Here is a 16,491-nt window from a genome sequence, read left to right as displayed (position 1 = left end):
TTTGAAAAACTATCATGACATCTTATTTCCATATGCATATAACATCTTAGGTTCTTCTGAAGATGCAAAAGACACTATTCAGGATATTTTGATAAAGTATCTATCCATAGATAAATCATCTGTAGAAAATGAGATTGGATACTTAGTCAGATCTGTAATTAATCATGCCATTAATCTAAAAAAGAGGAGAAGTAAAATTACCCGGATGAATGAAGTCTGGTTACCAGAACCTTTTTCTACCGAAAATACCGATGATAGTATTCATAAAGAGGAAATATTATCCTATTCGATGTTGGTCCTCCTTGAAAAATTAACGGTAAAAGAACGCGCAGTTTTTATTCTAAAAGAAGCATTCGATTATTCTCACAAAGAAATAGCTGAAGTGCTCAGTTTTTCAATTGAAAATTCTCGAAAATTACTGAGTAGAGCAAAGGAAAAAGTCCAGAATACCCAGATCAACGAAAATAGAAATACGGTGTACGATACGTATCCTTTAGAAAATTATGTCAAAGTCATACAAAGTGGGGATCTTACCGCTTTGGAAAACCTATTATCCAATGATATCGTTGTGGCTGCGGATGGAGGAAAAGATATCAAAGTGGTAAGAGCATTAACCACTGGAATAACAAGTGCTTCTAAACTATTGATTTACGTATACAAAGCATTTTTGGCAGGGTTGACGATCAAAATGAAGTTTGTAAACCACCAACCAGCTATTTTGTTTTTTCAAAACGGTACCCTATACAACTGCCAGGTTTTTGAGTTAAAAGGGACCAAAATTAAAAGTATCTATTCTATTGTTGATCCAAAGAAATTAAAATCTTTTTTGTTATAAATCAGTCACGTTTTAAAGGACTCTTTTGTCATTCTATTGAATGTAAAAAATCAATAGATGAAAACATTATTAAGAATAGACGCAAGTCTCAGAATCGAAGGTTCTCACTCCAGAAATTTAGCCGATTTTTTTGAAACCCATTGGGGAAAAGCAAACCCAGGAGGAAGAGTAATACATAGGGATCTAACCCGAATCAATATTCCACATTTACAAAATGAAACGGTACAGGCTTTTCATGTTCCTGAAGAGCACTATACGCAACAAAACAGGGAGGCGATTGCCTTGTCTGATACTTTGATAGAAGAACTCAAATCAGCAGATCAAATTCTGATAAGCAGTCCACTGTATAACTTGAATGTACCCTCAGCCTTAAAATCATATCTGGATCATGTGGTTAGGGCTGGACATACTTTTATGGTTGATCATAATGGGAATTATAAGGGATTACTGAAAAAAAAAGAAGTTTTCATCATCACTGCCAAAGGGGAAGTTTACAAAAACACGGTTATGGAAGCTTTGGATTTTCAAGAGCCATATTTAACCACCATTTTCGGTTTTATGGGGATAAAGCAAAAGGCCATTTTCTCGCTAGAAGGGACGGCGCATCCAAACATTCTTCAGGAAAATCTAAACCGTCAAAAAGAACAAATACTAGAAATACTAAAAACACGATAAATGAAAAAGACAGATTATTTTAATGATCAACTGGAAAGTGAAGCAGTGATTGTAGCTCCAGAACAAGGAGAAAAACTAGAATTGGAAACCATTTCGATAACCTTCAAAGTGACCAGCGAAATATCAAATGATCAATTAGGGATTTATGAAATTACCTTACCTCCAATGGCCATTGGTGCAAAGCTACACTATCATCGATTTATGGACGAAACCTTTATCGTAAACGAAGGAGTTTTAACGATGCAAGTTGGAGATAAAGAAATGCAAGCCCATCCGGGCACAGTGGCTTACATTCCAAGATTTACACCACATGGATTTAAAAATGATACTAATGAGACGGTGAAACTAAGCCTGGTATTTAATCCATCGCAAAAACGTGAAGGGTTTTTTAGAGGATTGTACGAAACCTTAAACGAAGTTCCTATCAATCCCAAAAAGTATTTGAAATTATATAACAAATACGACAGTTTTCCTGTAGATACTTCGGACATGCTGCCAATAAGAGAATAAGAAATATTGAATCTTTACCTTTTAATAGTATAAAATAAAGACAGCAATATAAACAACAAAGATTGTCTTTGCGAGACAATCTTTGTAATATTTTTCACTTTTTAAAATGATCAGATAATTTGAATTATGAAATCACTTTAACATTAACAGCGTTTAATCCTTTTTTTCCTTGTTCGGTTTCGAATTCAACTTTGTCATTCTCTCTTATTTCATCTATTAAACCAGTTACATGTACAAAAATATCTTGTCCTGATTCTGATGAAATGAACCCAAATCCTTTTGAGTCGTTAAAAAATTTTACTGTGCCTTCTTGCATCTTACTAAATTTTAAATTATTAAATGTTATCGTGTTCAAACAGTTCTTCTTAATAAAATTTAGAGCTCATTATAATAGTTATAATATCATCCTAAACACTTAAAAAAATAAAGTAATAATGAAATAAAAAAGGCAAGAAGAGAATAAACTCAAAAAACTAATTACTAAATAATACCTTAAAATCAAAAAGCAGTTCTATTTGAACGCTGCAAAAATAGCATATTTATTCGCAAAATAACCATGATCAAATGAAAAATTATTTTGATAACATTAAATTAATACACAGTAAATGAAGTGCTTGTGTTTTATGCTCTTAGCTAAAATTCGTCACTATGTTCGCGAAGATATTTTGCTTTATGTTGAGCTTTTTTCATTTGTTCACGCATTTTAACAGACTTTTTTACATATTCTTTGCGTGACCTTATTTCTTTTACAAGCTTAACGTTTTTGCACTTTCTCTTATATCTTTTAAGAGCTCTATCAATACTTTCTCCTTTTTTAACCTGGATTATTAGCATAGTTTTAGTTTTAATTGTTATCACCTAAAAGTTCGTAATGATCTCGATTTTTTCGATCTTATTTAAGCATCAATTAAAACAAGCTATATTATCCTCTTAAAGATTTTGTAGTACTGCGATTGATGAATCACAAACGCATATGCATAGATAAGGTATTATTATAACTTATCGCTTATTATTTGAGTTTATTTTTAATTCTATGAAATCAGTTGATCTTTAAGTATAGATACTCTGATTTATAACAACAAGATAATACTAGATTATCGTATTTTTACGAAGAAAGAATGATTCTTAAGGGAAAGCCATGAATACTGAAATCCAAAACAGGATGATCACTTTAATTTAAATGATAATACATAAACTATGATACCTATAACTGATATACTAGTATTTGCATTAGCAGCTTTACTTATGGTACTGTCACCAGGACCAAATATGATTTATTTAATCTCTCGTTCCCTATCTCAAGGAAAAAATGCGGGAATCATTTCTCTATTTGGAGTAATGTGTGGGTTTTTATTTCATATTCTCATGGTTTCATTTGGACTTACAGCAATATTCTTTGCAGTACCTTATGCATTTGTTGTGGTAAAGTTTCTTGGAGTAGGATATTTGTTATTTCTGGCATACAATTCGGTAAGATCGAAAAACAAGATTTTTGATGCGGATCAAACCCTTAAAAAGGATAAACCCTTCAAACTGTTTAATATTGGATTAATGACGAATGTCTTGAACCCCAAAATGGCGGTTTTTTACCTTTCCTTTTTTCCGCAGTTTATCAAGCCAGAATATGGTTCGATTTTAAGTCAGAGTTTTCAGTTGGGTATAGTACAGGTGATCATCAGTTTTATTGTTAACCTTTTGATCGTGTTATCTGCTGCCAAAATGGCCAGCTGGTTTTCAAAAAAACCGATTTGGTTACGAGTTCAGAAATGGTTTATGGCATCAGTACTCACAGGATTGGCAGTAAAAATGGCATTTGCTAAAGTAAAATAGTTTAGGTGAGACTGAGAGGGTTTAAAGTTTGATTCCCAAATGATCGTATAAAGATTGATTTCCTTTGGAAGTAACTACAAGCTCTCTGGAGAATTCTACTTTTTTAAACCAGTGTTGTTCCAACATTTTGTTTAATAATATGGCGCCCAAGTGCCCAGCCAGGTGGGGGCGACGTTCGGACCAGTCCAGACATTGACGGGTCAGGGGGCGACGGCTTTTTGAAAAATCATCTTGAGAAATACCAAGTTGAGAAAACCATGTCCATCCCTTTTGGGTAACTAGATAATGGTTTTCACTTTTTTGAAGGTATCCCTTCTTTTCCATGGCTTCGGTTATGGTTACGCCTAGGTACCCCGCCATATGATCATAGCAGGTTCGGCAATATTTGACCCCAATTTTTTGAGTACGCTGATTTTCTGTATTTGGTAATTTTTTATTCGCCAAATAGGCCATAGATTCTACAGCATAGGCAACTTCACTAGAAGCAAAAGAGTAGTATCGATGTCTACCCTGCACATCTACTTTTAGTAGGTTGCCTTTGAGTAGTTTGGATAAGTGGTTACTTACCGAAGTAGTTGATAAATCAGCAGCAAGTGCTAATTCTCCTGCGGTGTAGGCTCTTCCATCCAATAAATTCCATAGAATTTTTGCCCTGGAAGGCTCACAAAGCAAAGAGGTCACCGAGACAAAATTAGTTTCTTCCATAGTTCACTGTCAAATGAAATGTAAATGTAATAATTGAATTTACTTCGTCATAAATTAAAACCACATAAAATGAAAGACATAGAAATTATATTCGAAAACAAGCCCGGGCAATTGGCTTTAATGGGCGAAACTTTAGGAAAGAACAATATTAGTCTCGAGGGCGGAGGCGTTTTTTATAATGGCACACATGCTATTGCTCATTTTTTGGTCGCCGAAGCCGATAAAGCCAAAATTGTGTTAGAGCAAGAAGGGATAAAGGTTACCCAAATTAATGAGGTGTTGATTCAAAAACTTAGACAGGACGTACCTGGTCAATTAGGAATGTTTTGCAGAGCATTAGCCGAGGCCCATGTCAATATTATCACGCAATACAGTGATCACGACAATCAGTTGATCGTAGTTGTAGATGATTATGATAAGGCAAAAGTAATATCCAATACTTGGATGAAAAAATGGTGGAGTAATTAAATAAATAATATGAAAAAAGAACATCAATACCAGGCTACCATAACCTGGACAGGCAATACAGGAAAAGGTACCGCAGCGTATAGCACTTTTGAGCGTAGCCATAGCATTACGGTTATCAACAAACCGGAAATTTTGGGATCTTCGGATCCTTCATTTCGAGGAGATCCTACCAAACATAATCCAGAGGAGTTATTGCTGGCGTCCTTATCTTCCTGTCATATGCTTTGGTATTTGCATTTGTGCGCTACCGCAAAAGTTGTAGTGACCAGTTATAAAGATCAGGCAAAAGGTATAATGATCGAAAAGCAGGATGGAAGTGGATATTTTTCCGAAGTAAGTTTACATCCGGTAGTAACCGTAACAGAAGATAAAATGATAGAAAAAGCAATAGAAATACATGAAAAAGCCAATGCATATTGTTTTATCGCAAATTCTATGAATTTTAAAGTGACACATCATCCTCAATGTTTTTCTGAGGAAGGCTAGAAATATCAATAACCAATAACAAATGTGAAATGAACGCTATTGAAGTCATCCTATTAAATTTTTCTGAAATCAGAAGACGAAGTATCAAACTCTGGGAGGGTATCCCCTATGAATATCTCAATTGGAAACCAGATCAAAAAGCATTTACATGCCTCGAAATGGTCAGACATGTTTTGGAAACAGAACATCTCTTTCATACCATTATTAAAAATAGAGGAAACCTTGGCGATTATCCATCTCCATGGCAGGAACTACCCTACTCGAACCTCCAATACGAACTTGAGTTTTGCAAACCGTATCGAACATCCTTTTTAAAGATGATACAAGATATGGATCCTTCAAGTCTCAATAGTATACGCATAGAGAGAACGGAAGTAGGACAAAGCAAAACCTTGGGAGATTACTTAAATCGTATGGCATATCATGAAGCTGTGCATACTGGGCAAATGCTGGACTATCTCAGAACCATTGGGATAGAGAGACCTTTGATATGGGATTAATGGACATAGAGAAGTTGCTGTCATTCATTGTGAAGTGAATTTTAACGAAGGTTTAACCTAAAAACTAAGACTATCCTTTTTGACCGGTATTGTATGGTAAGCAACCCCTATGTACCTTTGCATGCATAGGAATTATAGGATGAGAATAGATTAACAAGATTTGTTTGTCATGCTAAGAATCGAATTCAATAAATAGTCAACAAATCATAAAACTGCTTACTATGAAAAAAATAACTATGGCATTTGCCTTTACTGTGATTTTAAGTGTTTGTACCATGTGTAAATCTCCAGAAAAGAAAGAGGAAAACACGAATGCTACTGAAGTTACTGAGGAGAAAGAAGAAGAAAAGGTACTGCAAAATGTTGCTGAGTTTGATACCCGTCCGGGTAATGTTGCGGTATCCAAAGACGGGCGTGTGTTTGCTACGATGCATCCTTTGGATGCTTCTAACTTTCAGTTGGTAGAGGTAAAAAATGGTAATGTAGAACCTTTTCCAAGCACCGATTACCAAAAGAATGGAGCTACTGCAAGTGATGATAAACTCGATACTCCATTGGGAATACGTGTTGCCAAAAACAATGTGCTATGGATCATTGATATGGGACAAAATCTAGGAAAAACTCGTTTGTTTGGTTTTGATATTGGTACCAAAAAAGAGGTGTTTCGATTCGAGTTTCCCCAGGATGTAGCACCCAAAGGAAGTTTTATTCAAGACTTGGCGGTAGATGAGAAAAATGGTTGGGTCTATCTTGCTGATATTGCAAATCCAGGAATCTTAGCAGTTGATATCAATAACAAAACGGTACGAAGATTCGCAGACAAGGTAGTTGAGGCCGAGGACATCGATATGGTCATCGATGGTAAAGTGATCCATTTTGGAGGTGCTCCGGCACGAGTAGCAGTAAATCCAATTACCTTAAGTTATGATAGAAGTACCTTGTTCTTTGGAGCTATGAATGGAACGAAATGGTATAGTGTGCCAGCAAGTGTATTTAGAGAAGGAAAAGAAGACAGCGAGATAGCTAAGGCGATACAGGTAGTAGGAGCAAAGCCGATTTCAGACGGTGTTGCTACGGATAGAAATGGCAATCATTACTTTACCAACCTTCAGGAGTATGGTTTAGATGTATTGAATGCATCGGGAGAATTACAACCTGTGATAAGAGATAAGTCTATCGATTGGCCAGACAATGTAGCAGTGGGTAATGATGGATGGTTATATGTGGTAGTAAACCAATTGCACAAAGCACCAGCATTTACCGGAGCAGAAGATTTAGGAAAGCCTCCTTATTTTATCAAAAAAGTAAAGTTATAACACATATCTGGAATCCCATTCGTGTTGGGTATATTCAGTAAACAATATAATCAGGATACAATGAAGAAGATCTTATACGTAGTTATTGCAGTTAGTATAGCAATTTCTTGTACCGAGGAAAAAAAACCTGTGCAAAAAGTGTCCAATCCTAAAAAGGTAATATCTACAAATAAAGTGGTGTTAAGTTCTGAAATTGAATGGCAAAAATTAAATCCGGCTAGAGGAGATAAAAGCCCACTAGCGGGAACAGTTTGGGGCGATAGAAAAGATACTGTGGCTACTGGTTTTTTGGCAAAATTTGTAGATGGTTTCTCTTCACCTCCGCACATTCATAATGTTACCTACCGGGCTGTTGTAATCAAGGGGTTGATCCATAATGATGATCCGAATGCTGCGGCTATGTGGATGCCACAAGGTTCTTTTTGGACACAACCAGCCGGAGAATCACATATCACTTCTGCAAAAGGAAAAGAAAATATAGCTTATGTAGAAATTGATAGCGGACCATATTTGGTAAAACCCATTGATAAAGCTTTTGAAAATGGGGAACGTCCTGTTAACATAGATGCCTCAAACGTAGTTTGGGTAACTAGCGAAGCTACCAATTGGATTAGTGTAGAAAGTAATGCCCAGATAAGTTTTCTATGGAAAAGTAATAATAATGATGGTCTACAAGGCTTTTTTGTAAAACTACCGAAACAATTTACTGGTGAAATTGTTAGTGATGGAGAAATTTTTCATGCGATTCTTGTACAAGGAGAGTTGCATTACACTTTGCCTCAAAACCGAGATGTAAAAATCTTAGACCCAGGTAGCTATTTTACAGCTACAGATGAGGCAATTCATAGAGTAGTCAACGAAACTAATGACGATAGTATATTGTATATTAGAACTAATGGTGATATTAAAGTAAAATACTAAAGCCTTTCGAATAGGTGAAAAATGATAAAAGTAATAGGTATTTCGTAATATTGAATGCGTAAAACTCTATAAAGTTGTAACACTTGTACAGATTCTGCATCAGAATGATAAAACGGTTTAATTATGAATTTTCCATTTAGTAAAACGTATTCTGATAGTGAACAACAAGAATTAGTAAAACAAGCTATCCAAGGTGATCGAAAAGCGCTCAACGATCTTATCGGATATCACCAACCTTTTATTTACAACCTGGCCTGGAAATTATGTCATGATCCAAACGATGCTCAGGATCTTACACAAGAGGTATTAATAAAAGTGATAACCAAATTAGCGCAGTTTGGTTTCAAAAGTAAATTTCGTACCTGGTTGTATCGAATTGTGGTTAATGAATTTTTGCAGACCAAGCGTAGAAAAGGAGAAGAGAAATTTTCGGACTTTACTGATTATGCCGAACGTCTGGATCAGGTACCCAATGCCGAATTGACTATCGAGGAAGATATTGCCTATCAAGAGCTTTCTAAAGAAATGCAAATTCAATGTATGAGTGGGATGATTATGTGTTTGAATAGGGAACAGCGTCTTATTTTTATTTTGGGTGCAAGTTTTGGAATTGATCATAATTTGGGTGCAGAAATATTCAATATCAGTGCACAAAATTTTAGAATCAAATTGCATAGAGCTCGTAAGGACCTGTTTAATTATATGAATAACAAATGTGGTTTGGTCAATACAAACAATCCTTGTCGTTGTCCCAAAAAGGCAAAGACCTTAAAACAAATGGGAGTCTTGGACGAAGAAAAGATGGTATTTAATATCAAAACGCAGACCAAAGTAAAAGACTTTGTAGAGCAAAATCATGCTGCTGCATTAGATGATTTTACCGATACGTATACAAAACTGTTTCAAGAACATCCGGTAAAAGACGATTTTGACAAAGATACCATTGTAAATGAGTTGATTAATAATGACAAGCTTACTGACTATTTCCGTCTGTAATCCCCCTTTTTTCGATTGTATATCAAAGGCTACTTCAACGAAAAGTAGCCTTTTTTGATTTTGTAACACCTCTAACTTTCTCGTATCCAAATGATAAATCATTAATTCATTTAATTTTTATCGATATGGAATTTAAGAAAGAAATTATTATTAACCGGAAGATTGCAACCGTGTGGGATATCTTGGGGAATCAATTTGGGGATGCCTACAAATGGGCTTCAGGACTCAATCATTCCAGAGGGTATGGTGCACCAACTATCATCGAAGCTCCATCTAATAACAGAGCTTGCGAATTACCATCAGGAAAGGTCAAAGAGGTAATACGAACTTTTGATCCGCAGAAATACGAGTTAGAGTACGAAGTCATTGAAGGTTTTCCATTTTTTGTTGACACCGCGATTAATAATTGGCAGTTGAACGAAATAGGAAGCGATAAGACCAGAGTAAATATGCATCTGATAGTGACTACCAAAGGTTTTATTGGACGCATAATGGCTCCTATGATGAAAATACAATTAGCCAAACAGATTGCAAGTATTCCCAATGACTTAAAACACTTTGTAGAAACAGGACAACCTAGCCCTCATAAAACAAAAGAATTACAAAAATTATCAAAGAAGGTAGCTTCAGTTTTGTAACACCACTTGAATTGATGTATCCAAACAATAAATCTTTAAAAATCTTAGAACATATGAAAAATGTAATGCGTACAGTAATGATTGTTTTGGCTTTTGGTTTAGCAAGTCATTCGATCCTGGGGCAAGAACGGATGACAAAAAAGTTCAAAACCCTTAATACCGAAATTGTAATAAACGCTTCAGCAGAAAAAGTTTGGGAAACCATGGTATTGGACTATGGCAAAGTGGGAAACTTTTCTCCCTTTATCTATTCTTCTCATTATGAAAGTGGTTCCTTAAAAGGAGAAGTTGGAGCAGAAAGAAAGTGTTATTTCAGTGAAAATAAAAAGAGATGGGCACACGAGACTATTCTTGACATTGATGCGCAAAATATGCGTATGATCAATATCATTAAAGATGCAGCTAAATTTCCTTTGGACAAAAACAATTCTCAGGCCATTTACTATGTAAAAGATAATGGAGATGGGACTGCAACAGCAGGCTATAAGTTTCAGTTTAGAACCAAACCCGCTTTTATGGCTGGATTGGCCAAAGGTAAATTCAAAAAGTTATTGGGCGAGACATTAGTGGGATTAAAACATTATGTAGAAACTGGAGAAGTAGTAAATGCTTCTAACAACAAATTCAAAGACATTAAAAATACTTATAACTATACTGTATTAAAATAACGTATAATATGACAACCGAAGCTATAGCCAAAGAGCTAAAAACACTGCTGGAAGAAGGGAAGTTCGAAGACATTTATAACACCCTTTTTCATCAAGAGAAGGTAAAACACATCGAACCACAATCTCTTCATTTTCCAGAATTAGTAGGAGTAAAAGCTATCAAAGAAAAGGATACAGTTATGACCGGAAATATTGAGGAAGTAACGTCCTTAGAAATTGGAGATTATGTGACCAGCAAGAACTTCATCGCTATTCCGTATAAAATTTCTTTAACGCTCAAAAATGGAGATGAAAGGGCGCTTGATGAACTTATTATTTATCAAGTTGAAGAAGGTAAAATCATTCTTGAACAATTCTTTTATTAACAATATACACATAACAAAATGAAAAAAAAGATTAAACAAGTTGTAATAATAATAGTTACTGTAGTAGGAACGTTTCAGGTACAAGCACAAAATCACAAATCAGATTTGAGTTATGTATCACATGTAGATTTTTCTGCAGATAAGGTCTGGGAGCAAATACGAAAAATGGATAATATTGATAAGATATCCTCTTTTGTAGGTAAGGTAGAATGGATAGGCCCAAAAGGAATAGGTGGGACCAGAGTGTGTACTGCACCCGATGGAAAGGGAAAGTTTAAAGAAAAAATCATGAAGTTTGATGATAGTGACCGAACCTATACGTGGCAAGTGGTAGAAGGAGTTCCGGCAAAGAAGGTAGAGAATAGTTTTCGGGTCGTAGATATGGGATTAAATAAATCGATGATTGTATGGACGTCTAATTATGAATTCCTGAAAAACCCGAATATGACCGAGATTCAATTTAGAGCCTTTTTACAAAGAGCTGTAACCGAAATGGTAGAAAATATGGTAGGATTCATCAAATAATCTGTAATCCATACATTGGTGATAACTAATAAAGCATAGGCGTAAAGGCCTATGCTTTTTTTAATATTTTTATAGTTCAATAGCAAAAAACGGATGCCAAAAATTGAATATACTTTTTCAGCCAAATTATGGAAGCACGATGTTCCAGGAGGATGGTTTTTTGTTTCTGTTCCCAAAGAAATGTCAAAAGAAATTAGAGAACATCTACAGTGGCAGGAAGAAGGTTGGGGAAGGATGAAAGCTTCTGCTATTATTAAGGAGATCCAATGGGATACTGCTATTTGGTATGATACGAAGAATGAGAGCTACATCCTACCGGTAAAAGCTGCAATTAGGAAAAAGACTTATATCCAGATCGATGAAGAGATCAAAGTACATATTTTATTATAAGCATACCTTTCAACAATGAAGCAACAAGATAATCATATCAATTACATAGAGTTTAAAGCAAAAGACCTGGAAGCTGTAAAAGCCTTTTACATAAAAGCCTTTGGATGGAAGTTTACAGACTATGGGCCAGGTTATACTGCATTTGCAGATAGTGGACTGGAAGGCGGCTTTGAAAAATCGGATGACCCTATAGTTAATGGTGTTTTGGTGGTATTGTATCACGCAAATTTGGAAGAAATACAAGAAACCGTATTGCAGTCCGGAGGAAAACTTGCGCAAGAAATTTTTTCGTTTCCTGGAGGGCGCAGATTTCACTTTTTGGATCCAGCAGGAAATGAATTGGCCATTTGGTCTGATCAATAGTAAAAAAAAGAAAACTCGACTATTGTTTTTATCATGATTTCACTTCGTGCCGCTACAATACATGATCTCGAACTATTGCAATATTGGGACACCAAGCAACATGTAATCGATTGTGATCCCGATGAGGATTGGAATTGGGAAACCGAATTACAATATACTCCTGTTTGGAGAGAACAGCTCGTTGCCGAATTAGAAGGTAGACCAATAGGGTTTATTCAAATCATTGATCCATATCTAGAAGAAACTCAGTATTGGGGAAAGGTTGCGCCCAATAAAAGGGCCATCGATATTTGGATAGGAGAAGAAACAGATCTTAATAAAGGATATGGTACTCAAATGATGAAACTTGCCATACAAAGATGTTTTGCAGTGCCAGACGTAGATGGAATACTAATCGACCCTTTGAAAACAAATACCAAAGCACATCGCTTTTACAAAAGACTCGGTTTCGAATTTGTTGAAGAGCGAGATTTTGATGCCACTAGCTGTTTCGTTTTTGAATTAAGAAGGAAAACATATCAGGAGAGTTGACTTAGTGTTTGATTTTTAGATCAATGAACATTTTAACCTGGTTTGACCCGAATTGACAAATGCTTGGACTAATTTTAAAAGAAAAATACAGGGATAACATGTATTTTTGATAGAAAATGAAGGATGATACAGGATTATAAAACCATAGACTTATTTGGTAAATTGCTTTTTGAGACCATTATTCTGAAACCTCCTTACAAAAAGCCTACTTTGATGCCCAACGAGGCTTGTTTCCTGTATATTTTGCAAGGAGAATATAATTCCATTTCGGAAACACAACGTGTCACCATCGAGGCAGAAGAATCCCTGTTGATGAAATGTGGGAATTATACCTGTAATATGTTACCCTCGGGAGAATCTGATACTTATCAAGCATTGGCGGTGCATTTTTATCCTGAAATCTTATTGAAGATCTACGAAAATAAACTACCAGAGTTTCTCACAAAAAAGATGGCTTTGGATACAGGGATGTCCAAACTTAAAAGTGACATTTTAATTCGAAAATATATCGAAGGTATTTTGTTTTATTTTGAAAACCCGACTTTGGTCAACGAAGAAATTTTAATTTTAAAATTGAAGGAAATTGTATTGTTATTAAATCAAACACAAAATGCACCCGATATACAATCCATCCTTTCAAATTTATTTGAACCCAATACCTATTCCTTTAGAGAAATTATACAAGCTCACCACTATTCTAATATTACTTTAGAGGAACTAGCGATATTAAATAATCAAAGTTTATCAACATTCAAAAGGGAATTCAAAAGGATATACAATACTTCACCAGCAACCTATTTAAGAGATAAAAAACTAGAAAAATCCAAAGAGCTGCTGATTTCTACAGATCTAAGAACCACCGATATTGCCTACGAATGTGGTTTTACAAGCGTTTCTCATTTTTCTAAAACCTTTAAGCTTCGATATGGAACTTCTCCTACGACATATAAATTGACCTATTTGGGCAAATCATTGAACTAATCGTAAAACGATTCCACCTCTCCGGTTTCGATCTTTGTTTCATTATTAATCGAAAAATAAATTACTAATGAAAAATGTATTGATTACGGGAGCAAGTAACGGGTTTGGTTATTTAACAGCACTTACCTTAGCTCGAAATGGGTATAAAGTTTGGGCTACGATGCGCGACTCAAGTGGCAAAAACAAAGAAAAAAAGGAAGCATTAGCATATATCGCAAAAAGTGAAAATATTGCTATTACAGTAGCAGATTTGGATGTGACTAGTGATGCCTCTGTAAATGCGGTAGTAGAACAAATTACCAAAGAAGATGGTGGGATAGATGTTTTGGTAAACAATGCCGGAGTAATGTACGTAGGTATTACCGAGGCGTATAGTTTACAACAAGTAGAAGAGCAGTTTAATACTAACTTCTTTGGAGTAATCCGAACATCAAAAGCTTTCCTTCCTTTGCTTAAAAAATCTTCAGACGGATTGATTATAAACATTTCATCATTGGCCGGGAGATTAGTATTCCCATATTTTGGTGTGTATTGCGCTAGTAAGTTCGCTCTGGAAGCCTATTCAGAATCATTGAAATATGAATTAAAACCATTAAACGTTGATGTAACGATTATTGAACCAGGACCTTATCCTTCTGGGTTATTGTATAGTGGCCCTAAAGAAGATGATGATGAGGTGCTGAAAAGCTATGGAGAAATGCGCGACGTTCCGGCAGCGATGCTTCAAAATTTTGGAGAGTTTTTTAAAAGTGAAGATGCTCCAAATTCTGAAGAGATCGCGGATGCTATTTTAAATGTGATTCAGATGGAAAAAGGAACCCGGCCTATACGAGAAGCGGTTGGCATAGATTACAATACGAACGAGCTGAATACCAAAACGGGTCCAATTCAGGAAAGCTTGATTAAGGAAACATTACAAATGGAGCATTTAATCTAGACAACAAATGAAAACGATGATAAAACAGGTAGGTGTAGCTTTTATATGTTTTTTGATGATCTCATGTAAAACGTCTACCACACAAGAGCTAGAACAGGCTAATACTAATGTACAAACAGTAGACCCAATGATAGTTAAAAATGAAGAAATAGTAAATGTAGCTTTGGTATATCTTAAAGAAGGAGAAGAAGCACGTTTTGAAGAGTATAAACAAAAAGGAGGAACCATATTAGAAAAATATGGAGGAAAAATAGAACGTATTATTGCGCCCAAAATGTTGGCAAAAGGAGAAATAGCATTGCCCGATGAGATTCATTTTGCGACCTATCCAAGTATTGAGGTATTCAATAAATTTAATGAAGATCCAGAATTTATAAAAATTCGAAATGAATATGCAATGCCTGCAATAAAGGACATTTCTATTTTTACCAGTAAGAATACCAATTTTAAATTTGAAAGAGAAACCGGTGATCATACCAAAACCTATGGTGTTGCTTTGATCTATTTTAAGGAGGGTGAACGTTATGTAAAGCAGTTTGAAGAGTATCACGATGATGTTTGTAAAATCATGCCAGAATTTGGAACCCATTTCGAACGTTTTATAGCGCCTTTTCAATCCAAAGGAAGTGTAGAAATGCCAGATGAGATCCACCGATTTTACTTTGACTCCATGGATGGATTACAACAAATGGGAACTGATGAAAGAATGCAGGCACTATTTCCTAAAAGAGATGAAGCCCTTCAGAATTTATATTTCTTTATAGGTGAAGCTTCTTTATAACCACAAGGAATTTGTAGTTGTACGTTGAAAAAAGCAGAAAAGAATCTAGCATATTCTTTTCTGCTTTTTTTATTACTAGATTTAATGGAGTCGCTCCTCAATAAGCTGTAAAACAGTATTGGCATCCACATCTACAGAGATAGTTACTTTAGGGCGATTTTTCCAGGGTAAGAGTTCATTTCCATCCTCATGATCCGATTCACCCATCGAAGGCCATGTTTTACCAAGACTAATAGAATTAGTAGTTTCCACTTTTACAGGGAAATCTTTGGTTTCAAAAAGTGCTCTTTTCAAAACATATACCACTGCAGTAGAATCATGAACATATATACCATCAATTTGATCTACTTTTTTAAAGAAGTCTCTATAAAAATGAAAGGTAGTAGAGACATACTGGTTCAAAGGACTTTCGGTATTGGCAATTCGATCAAGTTGCTCGCTGGTCATCAAAACTTTGTGAGTAACATCTAACCCTATCATATGCACTTTCCAGTTAGCTCCCAAAACAATATCCGCCGCCTCTGGATCAGAAAGGATGTTTGCTTCTGCTGCAGGAGTAGCATTTCCTGGACAAAAAGCATTACCTCCCATAATAACAATTTCTTCTACTAGTTCTTCAATCCCTGGGTATTCTTGTAGCAATAGTGCAAGGTTCGTTAGCGGACCAATGGCAAGAATAGTAACTCGACCCGGATGGGATTTGATCTGTTCTGCCATAAACTCGTGAGCCGATCTTGGATCTGGTTTTAATTTACTTTCAGGGTGTTCGATGTTTCCTTTACCATCTTCTCCATGTACTTGAGGGACACCTCCAGCAAATGGTCTTTTAAGAGGTTTGTCAGTACCTTTACAAACAGGAATATTGGTTCGATCTGCAATTTCTAAAAGTCGCATGGCATTATCCGTAGTTATGTTAACCGATGCGTTTCCAAAAATGGTGGTTAAACCTAATATGTCTAATTCCGGACTATGCAAGGCTAACTGTATCGCCATTCCGTCGTCTATACCAGGATCTGTATCAATAATTATTTTTTTCATTGTAGTTGTGTACCTTTAACGAGAAGCAAAGT

Annotated in this window: 24 protein-coding genes; 20 read left to right on the top strand and 4 right to left on the bottom strand. The window is 35.5% G+C overall.

The window, feature by feature from the left end; all coding sequences use genetic code 11:
* Position 1: 1 nt before the first annotated feature.
* From BUE24_RS05260 to BUE24_RS05250, 3 genes are read left to right on the top strand one after another with little or no spacing between them, the layout of a single operon-like run.
* Complete coding sequence (locus BUE24_RS05260) at positions 2-835, top strand: sigma-70 family RNA polymerase sigma factor (protein WP_073314703.1); 834 nt, start codon at positions 2-4, stop codon at positions 833-835.
* Between the two features lie 57 nt (positions 836-892).
* The gene (locus BUE24_RS05255) at positions 893-1,510 is read left to right on the top strand and encodes an FMN-dependent NADH-azoreductase (protein ID WP_073314701.1); all 618 of its coding nucleotides are present in this window, start codon (positions 893-895) and stop codon (positions 1,508-1,510) included.
* Positions 1,511-2,020, top strand: coding sequence for a cupin domain-containing protein (locus BUE24_RS05250; RefSeq protein ID WP_073314699.1), 510 nt, complete (start codon positions 1,511-1,513; stop codon positions 2,018-2,020). It begins immediately after the preceding gene.
* A 124-nt stretch (positions 2,021-2,144) separates the two neighbouring features.
* Here the strand turns inward: BUE24_RS05250 and BUE24_RS05245 are convergent, their stop codons facing one another.
* Positions 2,145-2,336 carry a cold-shock protein gene (locus BUE24_RS05245; protein ID WP_073314698.1) on the bottom strand — a complete coding sequence of 64 codons (192 nt, stop codon included), beginning with the start codon at positions 2,334-2,336 and terminating at the stop codon, positions 2,145-2,147.
* Between the two features lie 317 nt (positions 2,337-2,653).
* Complete coding sequence (rpsU, locus tag BUE24_RS05240) at positions 2,654-2,854, bottom strand: 30S ribosomal protein S21 (RefSeq protein ID WP_073314696.1); 201 nt, start codon at positions 2,852-2,854, stop codon at positions 2,654-2,656.
* Positions 2,855-3,217: 363 nt separating this feature from the next.
* On the opposite strand from rpsU, the gene BUE24_RS05235 reads away from it, so the two are divergent.
* Positions 3,218-3,850: a LysE family translocator gene (locus BUE24_RS05235; RefSeq protein ID WP_073314695.1), complete on the top strand. Its 633-nt coding sequence runs from the start codon at positions 3,218-3,220 to the stop codon at positions 3,848-3,850.
* Between the two features lie 21 nt (positions 3,851-3,871).
* On the opposite strand, the gene BUE24_RS05230 is transcribed toward BUE24_RS05235, so the two are convergent.
* On the bottom strand, positions 3,872-4,555 hold the full coding sequence (locus BUE24_RS05230; protein WP_073314693.1) for an ArsR/SmtB family transcription factor: 684 nt from the start codon (positions 4,553-4,555) through the stop codon (positions 3,872-3,874).
* Positions 4,556-4,624: 69 nt separating this feature from the next.
* Here BUE24_RS05230 and BUE24_RS05225 point away from each other — a divergent pair, with 69 nt between their 5' ends.
* The 16 genes from BUE24_RS05225 (at position 4,625) to BUE24_RS05150 (ending at position 15,421) form a co-directional block, all read left to right on the top strand.
* The gene (locus BUE24_RS05225; RefSeq protein WP_073314690.1) at positions 4,625-5,023 is read left to right on the top strand and encodes an amino acid-binding ACT domain-containing protein; all 399 of its coding nucleotides are present in this window, start codon (positions 4,625-4,627) and stop codon (positions 5,021-5,023) included.
* Between the two features lie 9 nt (positions 5,024-5,032).
* Positions 5,033-5,509, top strand: a complete 477-nt coding sequence (locus BUE24_RS05220) for an OsmC family protein (protein WP_073314688.1) — start codon at positions 5,033-5,035, stop codon at positions 5,507-5,509.
* A 29-nt stretch (positions 5,510-5,538) separates the two neighbouring features.
* Positions 5,539-6,009, top strand: coding sequence for a DinB family protein (locus BUE24_RS05215; RefSeq protein ID WP_073314686.1), 471 nt, complete (start codon positions 5,539-5,541; stop codon positions 6,007-6,009).
* Between the two features lie 221 nt (positions 6,010-6,230).
* On the top strand, positions 6,231-7,325 hold the full coding sequence (locus BUE24_RS05210) for an L-dopachrome tautomerase-related protein (RefSeq protein ID WP_073314684.1): 1,095 nt from the start codon (positions 6,231-6,233) through the stop codon (positions 7,323-7,325).
* 60 nt (positions 7,326-7,385) lie between these two features.
* On the top strand, positions 7,386-8,246 hold the full coding sequence (locus tag BUE24_RS05205) for a DUF4437 domain-containing protein (RefSeq protein WP_073314683.1): 861 nt from the start codon (positions 7,386-7,388) through the stop codon (positions 8,244-8,246).
* 123 nt (positions 8,247-8,369) lie between these two features.
* Positions 8,370-9,242, top strand: a complete 873-nt coding sequence (locus BUE24_RS05200) for an RNA polymerase sigma factor (RefSeq protein WP_073314681.1) — start codon at positions 8,370-8,372, stop codon at positions 9,240-9,242.
* A gap of 125 nt (positions 9,243-9,367) precedes the next feature.
* The gene (locus tag BUE24_RS05195) at positions 9,368-9,880 is read left to right on the top strand and encodes an SRPBCC family protein (RefSeq protein ID WP_073314679.1); all 513 of its coding nucleotides are present in this window, start codon (positions 9,368-9,370) and stop codon (positions 9,878-9,880) included.
* Between the two features lie 53 nt (positions 9,881-9,933).
* Positions 9,934-10,548: an SRPBCC family protein gene (locus tag BUE24_RS05190; RefSeq protein ID WP_170864559.1), complete on the top strand. Its 615-nt coding sequence runs from the start codon at positions 9,934-9,936 to the stop codon at positions 10,546-10,548.
* Between the two features lie 8 nt (positions 10,549-10,556).
* Positions 10,557-10,913 carry a SnoaL-like domain-containing protein gene (locus BUE24_RS05185; RefSeq protein WP_073314675.1) on the top strand — a complete coding sequence of 119 codons (357 nt, stop codon included), beginning with the start codon at positions 10,557-10,559 and terminating at the stop codon, positions 10,911-10,913.
* Positions 10,914-10,931: 18 nt separating this feature from the next.
* On the top strand, positions 10,932-11,438 hold the full coding sequence (locus BUE24_RS05180) for an SRPBCC family protein (RefSeq protein WP_073314673.1): 507 nt from the start codon (positions 10,932-10,934) through the stop codon (positions 11,436-11,438).
* Between the two features lie 93 nt (positions 11,439-11,531).
* Positions 11,532-11,828, top strand: coding sequence for a DUF1905 domain-containing protein (locus BUE24_RS05175; protein WP_211483307.1), 297 nt, complete (start codon positions 11,532-11,534; stop codon positions 11,826-11,828).
* A gap of 15 nt (positions 11,829-11,843) precedes the next feature.
* Complete coding sequence (locus tag BUE24_RS05170; RefSeq protein ID WP_073314671.1) at positions 11,844-12,191, top strand: VOC family protein; 348 nt, start codon at positions 11,844-11,846, stop codon at positions 12,189-12,191.
* Positions 12,192-12,224: 33 nt separating this feature from the next.
* The gene (locus BUE24_RS05165; protein ID WP_073314669.1) at positions 12,225-12,722 is read left to right on the top strand and encodes a GNAT family N-acetyltransferase; all 498 of its coding nucleotides are present in this window, start codon (positions 12,225-12,227) and stop codon (positions 12,720-12,722) included.
* Positions 12,723-12,845: 123 nt separating this feature from the next.
* The gene (locus tag BUE24_RS05160) at positions 12,846-13,703 is read left to right on the top strand and encodes a helix-turn-helix domain-containing protein (protein ID WP_073314667.1); all 858 of its coding nucleotides are present in this window, start codon (positions 12,846-12,848) and stop codon (positions 13,701-13,703) included.
* A 67-nt stretch (positions 13,704-13,770) separates the two neighbouring features.
* Positions 13,771-14,640 carry an SDR family oxidoreductase gene (locus tag BUE24_RS05155; RefSeq protein WP_073314665.1) on the top strand — a complete coding sequence of 290 codons (870 nt, stop codon included), beginning with the start codon at positions 13,771-13,773 and terminating at the stop codon, positions 14,638-14,640.
* A 7-nt stretch (positions 14,641-14,647) separates the two neighbouring features.
* Positions 14,648-15,421 carry a hypothetical protein gene (locus BUE24_RS05150; protein ID WP_139241915.1) on the top strand — a complete coding sequence of 258 codons (774 nt, stop codon included), beginning with the start codon at positions 14,648-14,650 and terminating at the stop codon, positions 15,419-15,421.
* An 81-nt stretch (positions 15,422-15,502) separates the two neighbouring features.
* Here the strand turns inward: BUE24_RS05150 and BUE24_RS05145 are convergent, their stop codons facing one another.
* Complete coding sequence (locus BUE24_RS05145) at positions 15,503-16,459, bottom strand: nucleoside hydrolase (RefSeq protein WP_073314660.1); 957 nt, start codon at positions 16,457-16,459, stop codon at positions 15,503-15,505.
* Positions 16,460-16,491 lie beyond the last annotated feature (32 nt).

Source organism: Aquimarina spongiae, assembly GCF_900141785.1.
Lineage (GTDB): Bacteria > Bacteroidota > Bacteroidia > Flavobacteriales > Flavobacteriaceae > Aquimarina > Aquimarina spongiae.
Note: the sequence above shows the minus strand (reverse complement) of the source record. Positions and strands in the feature narration are given on the sequence as shown.